The 19,963-nt window shown below is 67.2% G+C and carries 8 protein-coding genes; 1 reads left to right on the top strand and 7 read right to left on the bottom strand.

Features of this window, described 5'->3' with window-relative positions:
- Nucleotides 1-476 precede the first annotated feature (476 nt).
- The 6 genes from mads8 to T328_RS12605 all read right to left on the bottom strand — a co-directional run bounded on the left by mads8 (nucleotide 477) and on the right by T328_RS12605 (nucleotide 17,969).
- Nucleotides 477-6,107: a methylation-associated defense system ATP-binding protein MAD8 gene (gene mads8 / locus T328_RS12630; protein ID WP_496496070.1), complete on the bottom strand. Its 5,631-nt coding sequence runs from the start codon at nucleotides 6,105-6,107 to the stop codon at nucleotides 477-479.
- Nucleotides 6,104-7,768, bottom strand: a complete 1,665-nt coding sequence (gene mads7 / locus T328_RS12625) for a methylation-associated defense system protein MAD7 (RefSeq protein WP_496496069.1) — start codon at nucleotides 7,766-7,768, stop codon at nucleotides 6,104-6,106. The genes mads8 and mads7 overlap by 4 nt, the downstream gene beginning before the upstream one ends.
- Nucleotides 7,759-12,057, bottom strand: coding sequence for a methylation-associated defense system protein kinase MAD6 (gene mads6 / locus T328_RS12620; RefSeq protein ID WP_496496068.1), 4,299 nt, complete (start codon nucleotides 12,055-12,057; stop codon nucleotides 7,759-7,761). Before mads6 ends, mads7 begins: the two co-directional genes overlap by 10 nt.
- A 53-nt stretch (nucleotides 12,058-12,110) precedes the next feature.
- On the bottom strand, nucleotides 12,111-13,535 hold the full coding sequence (gene mads5 / locus T328_RS12615) for a methylation-associated defense system restriction endonuclease subunit S MAD5 (protein ID WP_496496067.1): 1,425 nt from the start codon (nucleotides 13,533-13,535) through the stop codon (nucleotides 12,111-12,113).
- Nucleotides 13,532-15,673 carry a methylation-associated defense system DNA methyltransferase MAD2 gene (gene mads2 / locus T328_RS12610; protein WP_496496066.1) on the bottom strand — a complete coding sequence of 714 codons (2,142 nt, stop codon included), beginning with the start codon at nucleotides 15,671-15,673 and terminating at the stop codon, nucleotides 13,532-13,534. The genes mads5 and mads2 overlap by 4 nt, the downstream gene beginning before the upstream one ends.
- 220 nt (nucleotides 15,674-15,893) lie before the next feature.
- Entirely contained in the window at nucleotides 15,894-17,969 is a 2,076-nt protein-coding gene (locus T328_RS12605; protein ID WP_496496065.1) for an AIPR family protein, read from the bottom strand.
- 938 nt (nucleotides 17,970-18,907) lie between these two features.
- Between T328_RS12605 and T328_RS12600 the strand changes: the two genes are divergently transcribed.
- The gene (locus tag T328_RS12600; protein ID WP_496496064.1) at nucleotides 18,908-19,411 is read left to right on the top strand and encodes a hypothetical protein; all 504 of its coding nucleotides are present in this window, start codon (nucleotides 18,908-18,910) and stop codon (nucleotides 19,409-19,411) included.
- A 110-nt stretch (nucleotides 19,412-19,521) separates the two neighbouring features.
- Here the strand turns inward: T328_RS12600 and T328_RS12595 are convergent, their stop codons facing one another.
- Nucleotides 19,522-19,962, bottom strand: a complete 441-nt coding sequence (locus T328_RS12595) for an SMI1/KNR4 family protein (RefSeq protein WP_496496063.1) — start codon at nucleotides 19,960-19,962, stop codon at nucleotides 19,522-19,524.
- Nucleotide 19,963 lies beyond the last annotated feature (1 nt).

Genomic DNA, 19,963 nt, shown 5'->3' with positions numbered 1-19,963 from the left:
GAACGCCGCGACAGCTGAGATGAGCAACGCGGCCTGGTCCGGGACACTCAACCGCTGCGGTGCCGTACGACGAGTGCCGTCCTTGCCGCAGTCCGCCCCGAGGCCCTCCAAGGTGCACTCGCTCCAGCGCAACGATCGCGGCCGGCGCCACCGGCCTATGGCCGACCATCCAGGCATTCGCCGACATCAAACCCAAACGCACGCACGGCAGGTGGCACCACGTATGGGTCCTCCAGAAGAAGGCCGCCCGTTGAGCCCGGCCGTAGGGTCCAGCGGGGCAGCCACCGGCATACGGCTCGTGTGCAAGACGGGGCGCTCTTTCCCGACCCCAAGGAGCCGCCAACACAGGAAACGGTCTTGTGTAGCGCGAGGGAGATCCTCACGCCACCCACAGCAAGCTGGTCGGCGGGCTTTCGTCGGTGCACCTGTCCCTGGGGATACGCCTCACCGAGAAGTGCCGCTTGATGTTCTCGCCGCTAAGACCCGCCGTCCGATGCCGTCTTGGTTCCTCCACCGTGTCGGGTGACGCGCGGGCGGCACTGGATGCGGACGGTGCCGTGGGTGAATGCCTGATCGGTGGCCTTACTTGACCAGACGTATGCCTCGCCGGGGCCGAGACGGGCCAGCCGCTCCGAGGTCAGGCCGGACAGGGCAGCGTTCGCCTTCTGTAGGTGCTTGAGCCAAGCCGGAGAGGTGAACTTGTGGAGAATCACGTGGTTCGACAGCTCAATCAGCTGGATGGGTACAGACGGTGGATCCTGGCTGGCCACGAGGATGCTCATGCCCTTGTGGCGCATCTCGCGGACGGATTCGACGAGTCCCGCTACCAGGTCGGGGCTGTCGATGTACTTGTGCGCTTCGTCGAAGACGACCAGCTTGTTGAATCGGCGGTCGCCGTCCTGGGCGTCGGCGAAGAGCTGCATGAGGACGACGAACAGGCCGAGGGCATCGTCCTTCTCGATGAGATCGTCGCGCAGGTCCACGATGATGAGTCGGCCGGGCCGGATCTGGTCGCTGAGCCGGACGTGATCGTCGATGTACTCCTCGGCGAGGTCGAGTCGATCCTCAGCGAGGTCCTTGATGTGGTCGGGCATCCTCGAGTCGTCCAGTTCCTGCCTGATAGCGGCGAGGCTCAGGTCGCCTCGACGCTTACGGATGGCTCGGCCGATCTGTTTGATGTAGGTGGAGCGATTTCCGACGGCTCCGAGGAGGAATTTCCAGTGTTCTGCCTTGAGTTCGGACGACGAGAAGGACAGTGGACGCACCTCGATTCCCGGGAACTCTGAGCTGCGCACCTCGACCTGAGCCTCCGGCGTGAGCAGGAGGACATCGCCCAAGGCGCGGGGTTCCGCCCCGTATCGCTCTTTGAGGACCGTCAGCTGGGCCGTGTCGTCGTTCGGGTGCACCATCGAGGTGAACTCGGGGGCGTAGTCCTGGGTCTTGCTGTAGTGGAAGACCACGGTGGCCAGCGGGTGCGGAAGGAGATTGACGGGCGGAGCTGACAGTGACGCTGCCTCAATGAGGGTGCCCAGGGTGTAGCTCTTACCGCCTCCCTGTACTCCGAAGAGGCTGATGGTGTGGGTCTCATCGAGGTCCACGGCAACTGTACGGCCGACCGCCTCACCCAGAACTCCGTACTGCCGCGAGGGCCGAGTAACACCCAGGAAGACGTCGGGCGGTGCGGCTCCGGCATCGGCCCGGGGCGCGGATGGCACCGACTGCCTCGGGGCATTGGCGGTCGGTGCGTTGTGGAAGCTGGTCCGGTCCAGCTCGGTGGCCGCATGAGCTTCCCTGGCTTCCGCAGGGGCTGACGCCCCGGCCGCAGGCTCAGGCTCTGCCTCGGTCGAGGAGATCTCGTCCGGCAACGACGCCGTCTGGTCTTGGGACTGCGGGGCCTGCCCTTCGGCCGAGTCCAACGGATTGTCTGCCTCGCCAGATTCTGCGCTCCTGTCTTGCTCGGCAGAGCGGCGCTGCCCCGTATGCTGGGGCTCCTCCGCACGGAAGCTCGCGTCGCTGAGGCGGGGCACGGTCAGGTTCAGCAATGCCAGCGTGGGCGCTGTAGCGGATCCTTCCGGTGCCGGCTCTTCGTCTGTGCCCTCTTCCGCGGCCGAGTCTTGGGCGGCCTGCAGGCCGGGCCGCACCGTGGGGATCGCCTCGATCAGTTCGTTGATGAGGTCGCTGCCGATCCGGTGGAACTCCACTCCGCCGTCGGTTTCCTGATCTGTTCCCGACCGGGCCAGGTCGAAGATCAGGCCGCTCCGGGTGAACCGCAGCAGGTAGCCGTCATCGAGAGTGTCGAGCACCTCGTGCGCAGCCTCGCGGGCGCTCCGGTCCATGGCACCGTGCCGGGCAGCGCGCTCCAGGTAGAAGCGGAGCATCGTGTCGAGTGCGAGGTTCTTGACCGGGCGGTCGACACGGTCCGGGGTACCGTGCGCGGGGTCGAAGGACTCGGCGAGGACGGTCTGGCTGCGCTCCAGCTGCTGACCGATCTTGGTCTTGAGCCGCTGGTAGTCGCTGATGTCGTCGAGCGCGGTGTAGCACTTCACCTCGACGAGACGGCAGGTGACAGTCCGGGTACGGGCGTTGAGATGGAAGAGCGCGAGGTCGCTGCGCTGGAAGGAGAGGGAGCCGCCGAGTTCGCGGGCCTGGCGGCGGGCTTCGGCGTACAGCTCGGGGTGGGCGTCGAGTGGGACGACGATCTGGTTGCGCAGGACATCCTGGTAGTCCAGGTAGAGGCGGGTCAGCGACAGTCCGAGGACCTCGGTGCGCTGGTTGGGCGCGGTGGAGGCGAGTTTGAAGGCCAAGTTCCCTGACAGCAGCCGCAGCTGGTCGAAGAAGGTGTCGAGGTGGCGTTCCTCGACGATAAGACCGTGCTGCCTCGCGGTCGGGCCGAGCAGGGTGCGCAGTTCGTCGACCGAGTTCGAGCTCACCATGATCTGGTGCCCGAGTCCGCTGCCGGCGGAGGGCGCGTAGTCGATTACGTACTCGGGACGGCCGTGCCGTCCCGCATGGTCGAAGTACTCCAGGCCGAGGGTCCGGTCGATGGTGACTACCCAGTCGCCGGTCTCGTGGGCCTGGTAGAGCAGGGCACGGTCGGCGGTATCCAGGGCGAGGACGGTGCACGGCACGCTCCGCGGGGCCTGCCCGGAGGTGGCCACACAGGCGGCCGCGGTGGTGAGCAGCCTGGGCAGGCGGCTCATCAGAGTCGCGAGGTCCTCGGCCTCCTCCAGAGCGAGGGCGTTGCCGTGCCGCGGGGAGGTGCGCCAGACGATCTGCTGCTCGTTGTCCTCGTAGGTGACGGCGGTCGTCTGAACCAGGCCGTGGACTGGGGCGTGGGCGATGCCCCGGTGCGCGGTGGCGGCGTGCTGCTCTCCACCGAACGCGTCGATGAGGACGGTCAGGTGGGCGTCGAAATCATCGGCCTGGCTGGTGAACTCCGCCACGGAGCGCACGGAGTGGACGAGTTTTACCGTGCGCCCGGAGCCGGTGGTGTGCAGGAATGCCTCCGCCTCGGCGGATGTGATCGCACTCTGCGCACTCTGCAGTTCCATCAGCGCTTCGCCGGTCTCCGGGGCCTGCGGGTCGGTCGCGCAGAGACGAATGTCGTAGGCGAGGTCACGGGTGGTATCGCGGCGCTGCAGTTCGAGGAGGGCGTCGGCCACGATCTCTGCGCGGCCGGCGTTGACGACGTTCATGACGAGCGTGCGGACGTACGGATGGAGCCGTACGTACCGCTCGATACGGTCGGCGAGCGCCGCCCCGGACAGAGCGCCGGAAGCAGACCTGGTACCCGTCGGCGGCAGGTGTAGTGCGGTGGCGAGCCTGCCGAGCAGGCCGCGGGGGTCTGCCGTCTCGCTGGGGAGATAGGCACCCCAGTACGGGGTGAGGTTGTCAGCGGCGGCCATCAGACGGCCGTCCTGCCGCGGGACAGCGAACGGGAAGCCCAGAGGGGCCAGGGTCTCCGTGAGGGAGTCCTTGGCTACGAGGACCGCGCGCTTGTCGCCGGATGCCAGACGCCGTGTCCAGTCCAGGCCCAGGGCGGACCATGCGGCCAGCCACAGAGCCCGCAGAGGGTGGGTCGGGGAGACGAGCAGAACGGTGTCCCGACGCCCCATGCCGTCCGTAAGCGTCGCCGCTACGCAGTCGATCTGCTGGATCCTGGCCAGGGCTGTCAGAGCGTGGCCCCGCCCGGTCTCGCCGGTCCGCTCAGCGTGGAGCGACTGGGCGTCGACCAGCTCTGCGTACGCCTCGGCATACGCGGCGAGTTCGTCCCTGACTCGCTCGAAGTCGACGGCCTCGCTGACGAGAAGTCCGTCCGCTGCGGCCGGACGGTCCTGCGCCATCCGGTCGGTCTGTCCGCCGATCGCGGCGAAATAGGTCCGCCTGGCGGAGAGAAAGTCGTCATACGCCTCGGATGCCCGTCCGGTCAGAGCGTCCTGGAGCTCCTCGTCGGTGCCGGCGGGCATCTCCGCGGTGCCGTCGGGTCGCAAGAGGATCCGGCGCAGCGAGGTGTCGTCCGGCCGGGCAAGGAGATCCTGCTGGGCCCGTACGAGCAGCGGTGAGAGCCGGATCTCACCCATGCCGGCGGTCTGGATCCGTACGTTCAGGATCTTATGAGGGCTGCGTGCGGTGACCGGCCGCCAGCGTGCGTCGAGGGCGGTGACGGCTGCGGGATCCTCCGCGGCGGCCAGGGCGTCGAGCTGCAGGGACCTCAGAGCCTGAGCGACTCCAGCGAAGCGCCCAGCACTGCGCTCCGGGGGCTCCTCGATCTCCCCGCCGGGAACGACGTAGAAGTGTTCGCTCTCACCGCCGGGCAGGTCGTGTGCACCGGGGAGTACGTCGAGGGGCTCGTCGTCCGCGTCCAGAGGAACGACCCTCACGTAGTGCCACCCCTCCTCCCAGTCGACCCTGTTGAGGTGGATGAGGGTCGCCTCGTACTCGGCCTTCGGGCGCGTGCCCTTGCCTTTGTGCACAGTCCGGCCGATCGGGCCGCCAGTCTCCGAGACGATCTCCACGCGGAATCGTGTCAGCCCTTCCACCTTGCGGGGGTCGGGCTGTACCGCGAAGCGCACGGCGAGAGTGCGTGCGCCCTTTTCGCCGGCGAGCAAGTAGGGCTGGCCGACGATGGCAGAGAGGGCCGGGTGGGCATGAGCATCCTCGGCGCTGTCGCCGACAGTCGGCAGGCCAAGGTCCCGCACGTCGATGGAGACGGCGGCACGCCGCCGTTCTTCGATGTGCCAGTTGCCAAAGGACAGCGGCCAGTTCTCCCGCTCGACCACGATGCGGCGCGTCCATGCCGCCGGGTCCTCAAGGCCGCAACGGGAGGCGAAGGCAGCGAGATGCGAAGCGAAGTCGCGGTCACTCAGGCCGAGGTCGAGGACGCGCTGCCGCTCGGAGCGCTGCGAGGCGGTGAGCTGCGCCACCAGGCGATGGTTCTTCGCCACGCGCTCGGAGACTGAGTCCGGGTCGCTGAACAGCTCGAAATCCGGCACGAGTCCGAAGTGATACACCGCCGCCCCGGCTACCTGCTCACGGTAGTCATTGACCAGGAGGGTAAGGAGATACTGGGCGACGGCACGGTCGCCGCCCCGAGTGCCGGGGAGGCCGCGAAGTGTGGCGAACAGCGCGTCGATTCCTGGGCGCAGCCGCTCGGGGGCCTGGTCGAGGAGGTGCTCGGCGAGATAGGCGTAGGCGTCGCCGAGCGGAACCTCTTCGAAGGTCGCGATGCCGAAGGAGTCCTCTGCGCTCACCTTGGTACCGGGCGGGACGAAGACCAGGAGCGGTCCGGGCAGGACGCCCTCGCCCTCAGTCCTGTTGCGGAGTTCGACCAGTTTGGTGCTGGAGACGCCCACGTCGTGGAACGGTCGGCCCGGGGCGAGTTCGGCTTCGGGCAGGAGCAGGCAGACCGTGGCGTCAGGGCCGGTAGCCCCCCGAAGACGGCGCGCCAGTACCGTCGCCAGTTCGGCGTCCACCTCGGTGATCCGCATGCAGTGCCCAGCACCTCGTGCCGCAACGAGCGCGGAGAGCCGGGGCACGAGGACGCCTTCGAGAGCGTCGCGCAGGTCCTTGGCCGTGGTTTCGATCATTCCGGTCGTGCCGCTGCTCATCGAGGGGTGGCTCCTGTCCGTGCCGCGGTGCCGATGGTGTAACGGGGGGTAATGGTCTGCGTCAGGTAGGCGTCGGACATGTCCTGGTAGTAGCCGATCTCCCTCAGCCGGTTGAGGAACGCCTTGGAGTTGGCGCGCAGCGCCGCCTGGTCGTCGAGGTGGGCTCCGGTGAAACCGTCGCCCTCCGGGAGCCGGTCGATGTGGAGCCCGTAACGGTCCCGCAGAAGAGCGAGGAACTCGTCCACCCGCATCGGGGCGGTGGCGAGATTCCCTGAACCGTCGGCCGCCTCGCGGAGGAGGGACACCTGGAGCAGCACTTCGAGGAGGCGCGCGTCCAGGATGAAGCGGCGGGCGGAGACGTCACCACCGCGTCCGCCGCGCGGCTGGGTGACCAGCGCGCCGGGGCGGTGCTTGAGCAGCATGGAATCCAGGCACTTCACGAACTGGCCCCGGTAGTAGCGGCCCCGGTAATGCATGAGCATCTCGGTGTACTCGTCGAAAGGGTCCAGATTGAACTGGGTTATCCCCTTGACCTCGGGAGGAAGCTCCTTCTCCTCGTCCCGTACCCGGGTGGCGCGCTGCTGGAAGAAGGAGTCGCGCTTCTTGGCGTACGACTTGCCGAGCAGCCTCAGCGCCTCGTCGAGGGTGGCGTACTTCCTGCCACCAGACCGGGCCGGGCCATCATCCTGGGCGGCGAGGTCCGCGGCGAACTCGTCCAGCTTCTTGATCTGGAAGGTGGCCTGTACGAAGCGGGGAATCCGCCGATACCAGATGTCCGCACTGTGTTCGGCCAGGGCAGCGGACCGGGTGCCGGGGGCGCCCTCCACATCGAGGAAGAGGCGTACCTGGTGCGGGCAGCGGTCGGCCGCCATCGTACTGGTGTGGCCCTTGCGGCAGGCCGCCGGGGCCGTGCCGTTCGCGAGGGCGGCGGGGAGCAGCTTCACCATGCGGAGGTGGTAGAGCGCCAGGTGGAAGGCGAGGAGCGTCTTGAGGTGGTCAACGAGGACGGTGCGCGGCATGTGGTCCTGGTGGTAGAGGAGCCGCATGACGTCCTGGCAGAGCAGCTGCGCGGGTTCCGCACAGAGCGGCGGGTGGGGGGTGCGAGGTTTGCTGCTGTCCGGCCGGTCCTGCATCTGCCCGCCGGCCAGTTCGACCAGGTGCAGCAGCGCCTGGGTCTCCACGTCGGTGTCCGGGCTCGGGATGATCTCGCCGGTGGAACGGTCGACGTCGGAGAAGAAGAACTCCCGGAGCCCCTTCAGCGCCCCTTCGTCAGCCGCGAGCATCTCGTACAACTGCTCGTCGGCCCCGTAAGGACGGGACTTGCGGCTGTTGCGGAACCGGTAGACGAAACCGTGCAGCGGCCGGGGGCCCGCCACCGACTCGTCCGCCCTTCCTCGGTTGACCAGGTCCAGGAGGTGGGTGGCGGTCCATCGGGCGGTGGTCTCACGCTCGAAGCCGTCGAACGCCTCGGAGTGTTCCAGGAACAGCTTGACGAACACCTCCACATCGAGCGTCTTGTCCCGGCTGATCTTGCTGGGCTTGCCGTCGTGCCACAGCCGCGCAAGGAGGGCGGTGAGGACCCGATCCATGTCCAGGGGCTTGTAGTCGATCCGGCTGACGCCGGGGTGGTGGAATGTGCCGAGCGATCCGGTCAGCGCCATGTCGCCGCCTCCTCCTGCGCCCGGTCGGTGTCGGTGCCGCGCTGTTCGATGTCCCCGTCGGCCTGTCCGTCGCCGGACGGCCCGGCCGGCACTTCCTCCATATGCAAGACCCGGTCCTCACTGCGGTGGATACGGTGCAGGTCGTGCCCGTGCGTGGTGAGGAGTACTTCCTGGTAAGGGACAGCGGACAGTCGGTTCTTGAAGACGGCGAGTGCCAGCTGCTGTCCCTGGAGGTCGGCGACCGAGGGCCGGTAGCCCCGCTCGAAGCGCTGCAGCAGATCGAAGAGGTCGAGTCGAATGTCGAGCTCCGCTGTGCCACCCTGGCGGCCCGCCGGATCCTGGTAGCTGAGACGCAGCGCGGTCCGCCCGGATTCGATGTACGGGGATGAGTGTGGGACGCCCGGTGCGAGGCGGAACCCCTCTGCGGGGAAGCGGCGGAAGCTGCGAACGGTGCCGCCGGTGACCTCGCGCACCTTCAGGGCGAGGGCGTTCCCAATGCGTTCGGGTGCCATCAAGCCTTCTCCCCGGTTGAGGGCGCGCAGGAGCGTGTCACGTTCTTCGGCGAGGTCGCCGTCGGCGGACAGGAGGTCCATGAAGCGCAGCACGGAAGGGTAGGGCAGCATCCGCTGAGCGCGATTCTCGTCGTGGAGCTCGAAGTAGAGCAGGCGGCGGGCGGCGTCCAAGTAGCGGCGGTGTTCGGCGGCGCGGGTCCCGTGGGCGCCGCCTGACCGGGCGAGCTCGGCGAACTGCCCGGAGAGTAGGACCCGGTCGCGGTCGCCCCTCCCGTCCGCGGTTACCAGCGCCCCGTCCTCCAATAGGCCGGAGTAGTCCAGCCGACGGTCAAGCCGGGGCTGGGGGACGGCGGCCACGTCCGCCTCACGGAGCAGCGAGAGCAGGCGGTCGCGCTCGCGCGGGGTGCCGTCGTCCGCCGGGGGCGTGCCAAGGTGCGCAGAGAAATAGAAAGCGTCGAGGATGCGGCGAACATCTCCGTCCGCGTACAGCTGGTGGATCTCGGTGCAATCGCGGCCGGAAGTGAGGGTGAAGGCGAGCGCGGAGCGCAGGTCACGCAGGGTGATGTGGAGCTTGCCTCGGAGCTGGGTGAGCTCGTACACCCGGCGCAAGCGCCGTTTGGCCTGAGGTCCGGCCGACGGGTGCTGGAACGTCTGGGCGTTGTGCCGGGCGTAGCAAACCGCGGCCAGGTCGCAACTCGCGCAGTCCTCCCAGAAATCCTCGTTGGTCATGCGGTCGACCATGCGCTCCAGGAGCGACTCACCGTCCTGAGGGACGCCGGCGGAGTCGATGGACCGGGCTGACACATCGCGGGTGTTGAGGTTGACGACGGCGACAGCCTGACCGGTGCTGCCTCCGGCAAGGCCCAGGTTGACGAGTTTGGCGAGGTGGGGATAACGGTCGTGGCGGTGGCTAAGGAAGTCGATCAGCCGTCCCTCGTTGACGGCGATCAGGCGTGTTTCGCCCTCAATGCTGTGCCACTCCTCCTGCGCCGCGCCGGCGTAGGGGGCGAAGAAGTCCTCCAGGACCTCGTTCCCCGCGGTGTCGCCTTCGTCCTGGCTTCCGTCGTGGTTGGTGCGGAACCGGTGTCCTTCCAGTGTGAAGTCGCTGCCGTTGGGCCGCTGCGGACCGAAGTCGGCGCCCAGTTCGTGGGCCTGACGCTCGAAGCGCTGCAGGAAGGCGGTCTTGCCGTCGCCCGCGTTGCCGGTGACCACGACAAGCGCGTGCTCGCCCCGGCGGAGAGCGGGGATGAGCTCGCGGTCCAGGGCGGTCTCGATGTACACGGACGTGGCACGCGGGTCGAGACCACGGGTGCCGCGGTTAGAGCGGCGGCTCTGGCTGTACAGAGTCTGCAGGTGGGCGACGAACGGATTGCCGTTCGGCTCAGAAGACTCCCCGGCCCCAGGGCCGACGTCGGCGGGCGGGGTTGGTGGGACCTGCGAGAGTGCGGGTGAGGAGGGTGCGGAGGCGTCCCGTGCGGACTGGAGGTCTTCCAGGACCCGCAGCAGTTCTTCGGCGGTGGTGAACCGCTCGCCCCGGTACGGCGAGATCGCCCGCAGGATGGTGTCGGCGAAGCCGGGAGCGAGGTCGCCGAAACCGCTGTAGGCGGTCCGAGGATCGATGGGCCGGACGCCCGGAATGGGACGGTTGGCGTCCCACGGGTAGTTCCCGCCGGTGAGTGCCTCGTACAGGGTGACGCCGAGCCCGAACAAGTCACGGTCGGTGTACCCGCCTGCGTCGGCGGGGACCTGGTCGAGGTCGGGCGGGCTGTAACGGGGGCTAGTGTACGTGTGCCCCTCGGAGGAGTCGGAGGTCTTCGCGATCCCGAAGTCGATCAGCTTGACGCCGTCGTCGGTCCACAGCAGGTTGCCCGGCTTGATGTCGCAGTGCCACACACCGAGGTCGTGGATGTGCCGCAGTCCGCGCGCGGTGTCTATGGCGAGCCGCAGTACGTCCGCCGCGCCCAGCCGTCCGCCCCGGATCACCTCGGCGACATCCTTGCCGTCAATGAAATCGAAGACCAGGTACGGGTACTCGTCCGGGGACGGCAGCCGGTCGGCGTCCACCATTGCCACCACGTTGGGGTGCGGCGCGCCCTGGAGCCGTGCCAGGACGTCGGCCTCACGGCGCAGCCGCTCCAGGACGGAGTCCCGGTCCCGCAGGACCAGTTTCACCGCCCGGTCGACGCTCCTGATCGTGTCGTACACCCGGTAGGCCACCCCGAATGCCCCGGGACGGCCGAGCCTCCGGCGCACCAGGTACTTCGTGCCGAGCTGGAAATCGGCCGGCAGATCTCGGTAGAACTCGGGGCCGCGTGGGGCGTCCAGGTTCTCCGGCCCACTGCCGGCGGTGGGCGGTCGAGCCTGCGCAGCGGAGGAACCGATGCGCTTGGAGGGCGTTCTGCCCGCTCCGACGGCGAGGTCGAGGCGGCGCAGCGCCTCAACGGCGGTGGGCCGTGCGGCGGGGTCCGTGGCGCACAGGGTCTGGAGCCAATGCGCGAGCTCCACCCGCACCCCGGCGTCCTCCAGCCCCCCGGCGGGCAGCCGCCCGGCCGCACCTGCCTGTTCTGTGGCTGAGGAGAAGGGCAGTTCGCCGGTGAAAAGCTGGTATCCGATCACCCCCACCGCGTACACGTCCGCCGCCATGCCCATGGCGGAGGAGTCGGCGTGGCACTCAGGAGCCAGATACGCCGGGTCGGCAACCTGGTGTGCCTGGAGGCCCACGGTGTGCATGCGGCGCTGCGCGGTCTTGGCGTACTCGAAGCCCGTCAGCATCGCCCGGCCGTCCTGGGCGATCAGGATGTTCGACGGGATCAGCTCGCGGTGGGCGATTCGGCGGCTGTGGGCGTGGGCGAGACCGCGCAGGACGTCTCGGATCGTCCGCAGCTTGGAGTCGGCGGTCAGTGGGTCGGCGCTGCCGCCACCAGTCAAGTGCAGCTTCAGGGCATGGCCAGGAACATCCTCGAAGACAGTGACGCACACGCCCTGGTCGTCGTCGGCCAGGAAATCCCGGACCCCGACGATATTGGGATGCGAGGGCAGCTTGCCGAGCGCCTCGTAGGCGATCCCGATCTGCTTCCGCTCGAGGAGCCGCTCAGCCTCCGGGGCGTACGGGTCGGTCTTGCGCACCTGAAGCCGGACGGTTCCCGACCCCTGCACCATCAGGGCGTGCTTGGCCCGGTACTCCGCGAGGACGTCCACGCCCTCGGCGTGCTGGGACTCACTGAGCTTCTCGATCACCTGCCAGTTGCCAAACCGGAGTGGGCCGGAGGGCACGCGGGAGGCGCCGCGAACCGCGCTGACGATCGCCTGGTGATGGGCGGAGACGTCGGTGTCGAACCGGCCTAACGCCACCGGCACCCGGCCGGCATCGGCCAGCCGCGCGATCAGGCCGTCTAGGCCGACGGTGGCCTCCACGTCGCGTTGCAGCGGGGTGGAGTCGATGAGGACGGCGTCCGGGGCAGTCAGGACCACCAAGGCATCGGCGTAGAGACGGGAGAGCGGCCGGTGTGCGGTCTCCAGGATCGTCTTGAGCTGCTTGGCGTGACTCTGCAGCTTGGGGACCGGGCTGCGGAACGGGGCGCGGCGGGCCGGGTACCAGCGGCTCCCGTCGGCCTCGATCCGGCCGTAGGTTCCCTTAACGTCGATGACGTACACGGCGTGCCCGGTCACCACGACGAGGTCGACCTCGAAGAGCCGATCTCGGTCCCGGCTCGGGATTTCGACGGAGTGCAGGACCGTCCAGTCGTCGGGGGCGTGATCACGCAGGTGTGCGATCACCCTCCGCTCGGCATCGTTAACGGCGTCCCCAACAGCAACGATCCTGGCACCCATTACCCGGCGGCCTCCTCGATGGCGGCGGTGAGCAGCGTGAGCGCCTTGTCTTCCAAGATGTCGGCGCGGTCGCGGCAGTTGTAGGCGTAGCGGACGGTGGCGGCGATGCGGGCGCGGTCGGCGGGCGGGGCGAGCGGGACGGGGATCTCGGCGCGCAGGGACTCGTGGATGTCCTGCTGCTTGCCGCCGGCGCTCAGGGAGCGCAGGACTCGGAACGCAGCTTCTGAGCGGAAGAAGGCGAAGAGGTAGGCACCGGAGATCTCTGGGTCGCCGCTGACGATGCGGAGAAAGTGCTGTGTGTACACGAAGTCGAGCCACTTGCCCGTGATGAACAGTGGTCGACAGAACACCTCGTTCTCACCCAGTGTTCCCTGGGCCGCAATCATGACTGTCTCATCCTTCGCGAAGATCCCTCGGGGTGCATGTGCTGCGCTGATCCAACGACCCTCCGGGCGTAGCCAGAATCCCTGCCTCTGCCCAATCAGTTGGACGCCATGCTCGGGTTCACTGTCAACTCTCTTGAACCGGACGCCCGATCCGAGGTGCCCGCCGGCGCAGATCGCCCCTAGCGTATTGCCCGGTACCGAATCGAGCTTCTCCAGCAACTTCCGTGCCCTAGGCGCGAAGTTCAGAGCCCGGAGCGAGGTCGTCCCCACACTCTCCACCGCGAACCCGAGATCCCGCTCCTGCTGGTGCCAGCCAACCTCGTTCAGCTCGGACAGCCCATTGCTGTCGAAGAAGTCCTTCGTCGCGGCTACCAGATCCTTCTGGCAGCGAGCACGCAGCTCCGCGCTCTTCTCGATCAGCTTGTGGATCCGCTCTTCAAACTTTGCCTCGAACCGCGGCACGGGCAGCGATGCGAGGTGGTGCGGCTCGATGTGCTTCACGGCCGACCCGTAGACCGAGCCCCGTACAAGCACCTCGCCGAACTCACTGAGCATGAAGGCGTACAGGTACCCCGGCTTGATCCTGTCCGGATCAGCTTCGACCTTAAGGGTGTCCTGCGAGGACCAGATCCCCCTCATGTCCGGGCGGACGTAGGCGCGCCTGCCGGCGTTGAACCCGGAACACGAGATCAGAGTCATGCCCGGCTTGAGCTCCAGATACGACAGCGCTGCCGACTCCGCGTCAGTCTTCCGCAACCGAGGCAAGCCGGTGAGGTCGGCCGCCATCATGTCCTTCGTCCCCAGGAACGGCACACTGTGCTCGGGATCCGTGAGGTAGACCCGCCGGAACATGGGCCCGTTGAAGACCCCTCCGTTGTGCCCAGCCGTCAGGCTCTCCAGTGGGTCCGTTTCCGGAACGCGTTTGAGCATTTCCTTCATCGCCAGCGCGCCCGAGACGTACGGCGAGGCGTCCAGTCGGAGCCCTTGGTCCTTGAACCAGCCAGACGTCACCGGGTTGGCGAGGTCTGCGACCTTCATGCGCCCGCCCCCGCAGCCTCGCGCGGGTCAGCACCCGGAACCGGGTACTTGGCCCGGAACTCCCGGTACTTTTCCGCGATCACCGGCAAATCGTTGTCGATGACCTTCTTGCTGCGCGTCAGCGGCCGAACGACCTTCTTTCCTCGGATGTTGAGCCGTTCGACCTCGACCGAGGTCTCGACCAGTGGTTCGCCGTCGGGCGTGCGCTTGTACAGCTCATGTCCCCGACGGTCGAAGCCGACCTTCTCGGCGACCGCCATGAAGACGGGGTAGGGCTTCTCTGTCTTCAGCCGCCAGTTGTCCACCTCCCGCTTGGTCTTCCGCTTCAGGAAGAGCAGCGTAGTGAGGATGTTGACGTTGGCGTCGACGATGAAGGTTTCCACGGGAAGCTCGACGCTGGCGAGGACCCAGCAGTACTCCAGGATGTAGCGGCGGATCGCCTCGTCGGTCGGACCAGGGTTCGACAGGATGCCGTTAGGCAGGACGATGCCGATCCGTCCACCGGGCCTGACCCACTCGATGGCCCGCTGGATGAAGAGTTGCTCGGGAGCCATGCTTTTCGGCGTGCTGGTCGTGCTTGCGGTGGGCTCTCCCGTCACCGGGTCACGTCCCCACGACCTGGCGATGCCCTGCCGGAAGTCGCCGAGCACCGACTCATCGCTGATCGGGATGTCCGCGCCGAACGGTGGGTTGGACAGCAGCACGTCCACTGTCTCGCCGAGCGGAATCATCTTCTTCGCCTTCGCGACGTCTGCGAGGTGTCCGCGCGGGAAGGCGAGCGAGTCCATGTGGAAAATATTACCCGTGGTCTGCGCGAGCATCATGACGTCCATGGTCGTGGCCCGCACCAGGAAACGGTCGAAGTCGGCACCGAATAGGTGCTTGTCCGCATAGTCCTTGAGTAGATCGCCGTAGCGCTCCTTCTCCTCCTCGGTATCGGGAAAGCCGAAGGTGCCCGCTTCCTTTTTCCAGCGGTCGCGCAGGTGCTTGAGCGTGGCCTGGAGGAAACCGCCGGTGCCGCAGGTCGGGTCGAGGACGGTCTCGTCCTCCTGCGGGTCGAGCATCTCCACCATGAGGTCGACCGCGACACGCGGGGTGAAGTACTGCCCCCGATCTCCGCGCAGGTTGGTGCCGACGAGTTCCTGGTAGGCGATGCCCTTGGCGTCGATGTCCGAGGCGCTAAGGTCGTAATGGGCGAGTTCGCTGACAATGAAGGCGAGCGCCTGGTCGGATAGCGTGATTTCGTCGGTGGGCTTGAAGACCTCGCTGTACTCGACCTTGACGTCCTCGAAGAGGCTCCGCACCCGCTTGCCGATGGCGGCGCGCCCGTCTTCCTCGAACATCTCCTTCAGGCCGGTGCGGAACCTTCCATGACCCGTGCCCCGGCTGACGCGCTCGTCGTACATCTTGGCAAACAGGAGGTAGAGGAACTGCCAGAAGGCAGCGTCCTTCGGCATGCCCTCATTGCCGTGGATGTAGTTGTGGCAACGCTGGAAGGCGGCTTTGAGTCTTTCCGGCTCGGCCAGCCGCAGCCGCTGGTGCGAGGCGACGGTACGGCTGCCATCCGTCCCGTCGGTGATCTCCCAGTCGCTGCGGTCCTCGAATTTCACACCGAAGTCGTCGACCACCTTCTTGAGGAAGAAGAAGTCGACGCCGTCCGTCCACATGCCGTGTGCGCACAGCGGACGGCCGTCATTGCCCATCAGTTCCTGGAGCTCTTCCAGGTCCTTCCGCGCCTGGTAGGGCATGCGCAGCTTAAAGACGTTCTTGGTCTGCTTGGGCTCGGGCTTGCAGATCACCACCCGGCGCAGGTTGGCGGTGGTGGGGGGCATGCCCGACTCGAAGACCGCGATGTCAGCCTTTTTGGTGCGCTTCCGCTTGGCGCCCTCTTCACTCACTGTGAGGACGAAATCACGCTTCATGTCGCCGGGGTCGATCCCGTACTCGTGGACGAGCGCGCGAGCAATGCGCTGGCGGACTTTCTCCTTGGGTGTCTCTTTGATCGCCTTGCCGCTGATGTAGTCGGCGACCTCGCCCTCCTTCAGGGCGACGACCTGGGACTCATCCTCGCCCGCCGTCTGACCCGCGTTCCCTCCGGGCTGCTGCGGGATATCCAGGTCCAAGGTCAGTTCCTCCATACGCGTGCTGCTCTCTTTCCCGTGCTCAGTCATACCGGCAGCGACCATCTCTGTAGGTACCACAGAATCGTCGCCGCTCTGGCCACCCGGCGATCCTACGACCGTAAGGACGGCCCGGCAGCACTTCGCCCGGGAGGGCGTCACGCAGGCTCCGGCTCTGCGTGACCGTATTGCGGGGCACTGACAAAGAGCCCGCCGGTGACCCGCCGCCGCGTGGCTGTCAGGCTCCCGGTGTGTCGGTCTCCTCACTCGGTGCCACCCCGGGCTCGACCCCGACCAACAGGTCCGCCTCCGCACGGGCCTGCGCCGCGAGCTCCGCGAGCGACCCTGCCTCCGGCACGAACCACCGCACCGGACCCTGCGCGGCGCGGTCGACACCGGATACCTCGTAGCGCATCTTCCGCGCCAGCCCGCTCGGCGAGTACCACTTTCCGTCGTAGCGCCACTGCAACTGGTCACTGGGGCTGTTCCTCCAGACAGCCTGGGCGCGGCTCGGCTCCTCGGCGAGCCACTCCGTCATCTCCCGACGCTCGGGGGCGGAGTGCGGCCGGAATTCCAGAACTGTGCCCTCCTCGATCGTGCCCAGTTCGATGAGGGTCTTCACAGCGTTGACCTGGCGGCCGGCCTGAGGCGCCGCCTGGTAGTCGGAGATGAGCTCCGGCACTGGTTCGTCGGACAGCATGCCGCGCATGGCCATGCGGGCCACCTGACGGATCCGCTCCCTGTTGCGCACCGCGGCGATGATGTGGCTGGTGGGGCCGTACTCGAGGTCGATGGCCTGGAGCGACCGTGTCAGTGCCTCGTCGACCAGTTTCGGCACGCGCTTCAGCTGGGCGTCCCAGTCGAAGCCGGTTTCCGTGAGCTCGCGGGTGTCGAGCTGCCGGAAGACGACGTGCGTGACGAGCAGGTCCCCATAGCTGGCCATGGACGCCGCACGCCACACGAGCTCTTCCCGCTTCTCCTGCAGCCTGTCCCGGACCGCCCGCAGCAGCTGCACGCACCGCCACACCCGACGTGCATCCGGATTCTTCCCGAAGAGAGCCTGATAGGTATCGTCCTCCCAGATCTCTCCCTGCTCACGCTTGGCGATGGCGGCGTACTCCGCATTGGGATGCACAGCGGCGAGTGCCTCCGCGGCCTCCGTTAGTGTGCAGCCGTGCTCAGCGTCGGGCTCCTTCTCGCCCCGCTTGATCACGTAGGCGAGGCTCAGTTCCAGGGCGAACTCGTCGCGCAGCTTGTTCTGCACTGGGTCGAGTGACTTGAAGTCCCGCTCTTCGATCGGGTTCTGCGTGTTGGTGTTGGTCGTCACCTGGTCGCCGAAGCCCGGAGGGCAGTCCTCCAGCGAGATGAGCCGCACCAGAACCCGTCCAGTGCAGGAGACGTCGGGGTTCTCATTGTACGACTTGTAGATGGCGCTGACGGTCTGCGCCCCGTTGACCACGCTCGCGCCGGTGACGAGGAAGTCACCGACACCGCCGGGCACCGCCTTGCGGGTGGCCTTGATGGTCTCGCAGAGGATGGTGATGCCATTGCTGAAGTACCAGAAGTGCTCGGGTGAATCGGTCAGCGTGCTGCGGATCTTGACGTTCACGTCGGTCAGGTCGAGGGCGTCCCGGATATTGCGTGCGAACAGCCCTCTACGGTGCTCCCCGTACAGTTCTGCGATTTCCGGGACCGTCATGGTGCCGTAGAACGCCTTGTACGGGCTGGTCTCCTGACCGAAGCCTTCGAGCCGGATCGTGGAGTCGACCTTGGGGGCCGCGGCATCTCCGAGGACCGCACGGTGGAAGTCGCGGAGGTCGAGCACCTTGTAGTCGACCATTTCCTCGACGTCGTTGAGCTTCTTGATCTTTCGCTCGAGCAGCTCGCGCACATCGCGGCTGATCGGCTCGGTCCTCATCAGGGCGAGAACGAGGGTGATCTTGGGTGCCACCGTCTTGCCGTCGTAGCACTCGTCCAGGACCTTGGCGTGCCGCTGGAACCGCCGATTGAACTTGGAGAACTTGAGATCGAGGAGCAGCTCGACACCCTCCATCATCTTGTGCGCATCGGCCTCGGTGAAGCCGCCTTTGCCCTTGTCGCTCCACTTCGCCTGCACCAGGCAGATGCGAGCAGGTCGCGGGCGACGGTCGATGGCGATGGCATCGAGTCCACGGTCGTCCTCACCGTCGAACACCGCCTGGCCGCAGGCGGTGTCGCTTCCCTGGTGCTCGATCTGCACGGCCAGGGCGGCCAGGGCGCGGCTCAGGAAGCGCTGATGGAGAGTGTCACCGGACAGGTGCGTCACGTCGGACATGTCGATGAGCCCAGAGAACCTCTCCTCAAGGACTCGCCGAACGGATCGGATCTGCACCACGCTCACGCCGCACCCCTGGTCAACCTCGATGATGAGTTCACCGTATCCGGTGAAGAGTCGGGGTGAGAGGTGGATTTCAGGCTCCCGTTTCATCGAGGGCGGGCCTTCGCGCGCGACGACGCCGGCGGGTTTCGTCTCCTTCGCGCCATATTGCCGCGCAAGGGACGGCAGGCGGGATTCCCGCGAGCAACGGCTTCGCTCCGGGCCGGCGCGGTTTCGCGCCGCGGCCTGTAGCCCCGGCCGCCGCCGACTGCCTGTCCGTCCTCCGTCTCGCACATCACGGATTCTTGGTGGAACCACCCGTAGCCCCGGCGGCTGACGTGTCGCGTTGCAAGACTGCGCTCTGAGGAGGGCGAACGCCATCACGGTGCCACCGAGGGGCGGGGCGGCGAGAACCGCTTCATCCGGGTGTACATCGCCCTCTCTGTCAGTCTTGATCGAGTCAGGCATACTGGATGATTCGTTGAGTCGAGGGTGGAGAAGGAGTAGTGCCCCAGGTGAGCACCAACGACCGCGGGACCCCTGATCCGCAGGTAGAACCTCGTTCGGCGGGGCCGCGCCGGTACTCCGCGGAGTACAAGGCGAGGATCCTGGCCGAGTACGGCGCGCTCGGCAAGCAGGGCAAGGGTGCCTTGCTGCGGCGCGAGGGCTTGTACTCGTCGCTGATCACGAACTGGCGGCAGCAGCGGGACCGGGGCGCGAAGCAGGCACTGGCCGCGCCGGCCGGGCGGCCAAGGCTGATCCGCGGGAGAGGGAGATTGCCCGGCTGGAGGCGAAGGTCGCGAAGCTGGAGGCCGAGCTGGGCAAGGCCCACACCGTCATCGAGGTGAACCGCGCCGGGTTTGATGGAGACATCGAAGCCCGGAAGGATCCCGCTCATGCCTGCGCCCAGGAAGTACTCCGACGAACTGCGAGAGCGCGCGACCCGCATGGCGGTCGATGCCCGCAAGGACCCCGCCGCGCGGGCCGGCGCGATCCGCCGCGAGCACCTCCGCCGGCGCCGCCAGGACGCTCCCGGCACTGCGGTCCAGCACCTTTTCGAAGAGATCAAGGCCCTCGGCTACACCGGCAGCCTGAACCTGCTGTACAAGTACATCAACCAGGGCCGCGTCGAAGCCGACCGCAGCCCCCTGTCCCCGGAGCGGCTCGCCCGCGTCCTGCTCACCCGTCCGGACAACCGCAGCGAGGCCCAGCAAGAGATCGCCGCCAAGGTGGCCGCCGCCTGCACCGAGATGACCCTCCTCCTCGACCACGTCGACAGCTTCGCCAAGCTCCTCACCCCCCGCCACGACAACGGCCCGGCTCTCACCGCCTGGATCACCAGCGCGATGTACGGCAGAGCCAGCTTCCACCTCCTGCGCCACCGCATCCTCCCCGGATAACCGCGACGCTCCGTCACCACCGGATACGAGACAGATCCGTCTACTGGACACACCCGGACGGCATTCGTGAACATCACGACGGTGAGCGCTATGAGCAGCAGGGGGATGGTTCAGGCTTCGCGGTACCAGTCTTCGCCGTCAGCTTCCAGGGATCTGATCAGGAAGTCTTCGAGCCTTTCCGCGATCTGGGTGCGCTCGTCCGTCTCGTGGTTCCAGACGTAGATCGCTCCGCTGCCGGAGTCCGGGCGGACGGCGAACTGGTCTCCGCCGCCGTTCTCGCCGAAGAACAGGAGGTCGTCGAACGGCTGGTACAGCTCGGCGAAGGACGGGTTCTGCCGGAACTCCACGTTCGTCCGGATGATCGTGGCCGTGGGCCAGACGAGTTCGGTGCCGTACTCGTCGCTGACTCCGTTGGATTCCAGCAGGAAGCTGCGCAGGTCGGCGGGCAGGGGTTGGTTGACGGTGCGCTCGACGCCAGCGAGGTCGTCTTCGCCTGCCGGCGCGTTCAGCTCCGCCTCGTCGCTTCGGGATTCGACCAACTCGCGCCACATG

The sequence above is a fragment of the Streptomyces sp. CNX435 genome (genome assembly GCF_059570575.1).
The sequence above is the reverse complement of the archived record's forward strand: the minus strand, read 5'-3'. Positions and strand labels throughout refer to the sequence as shown.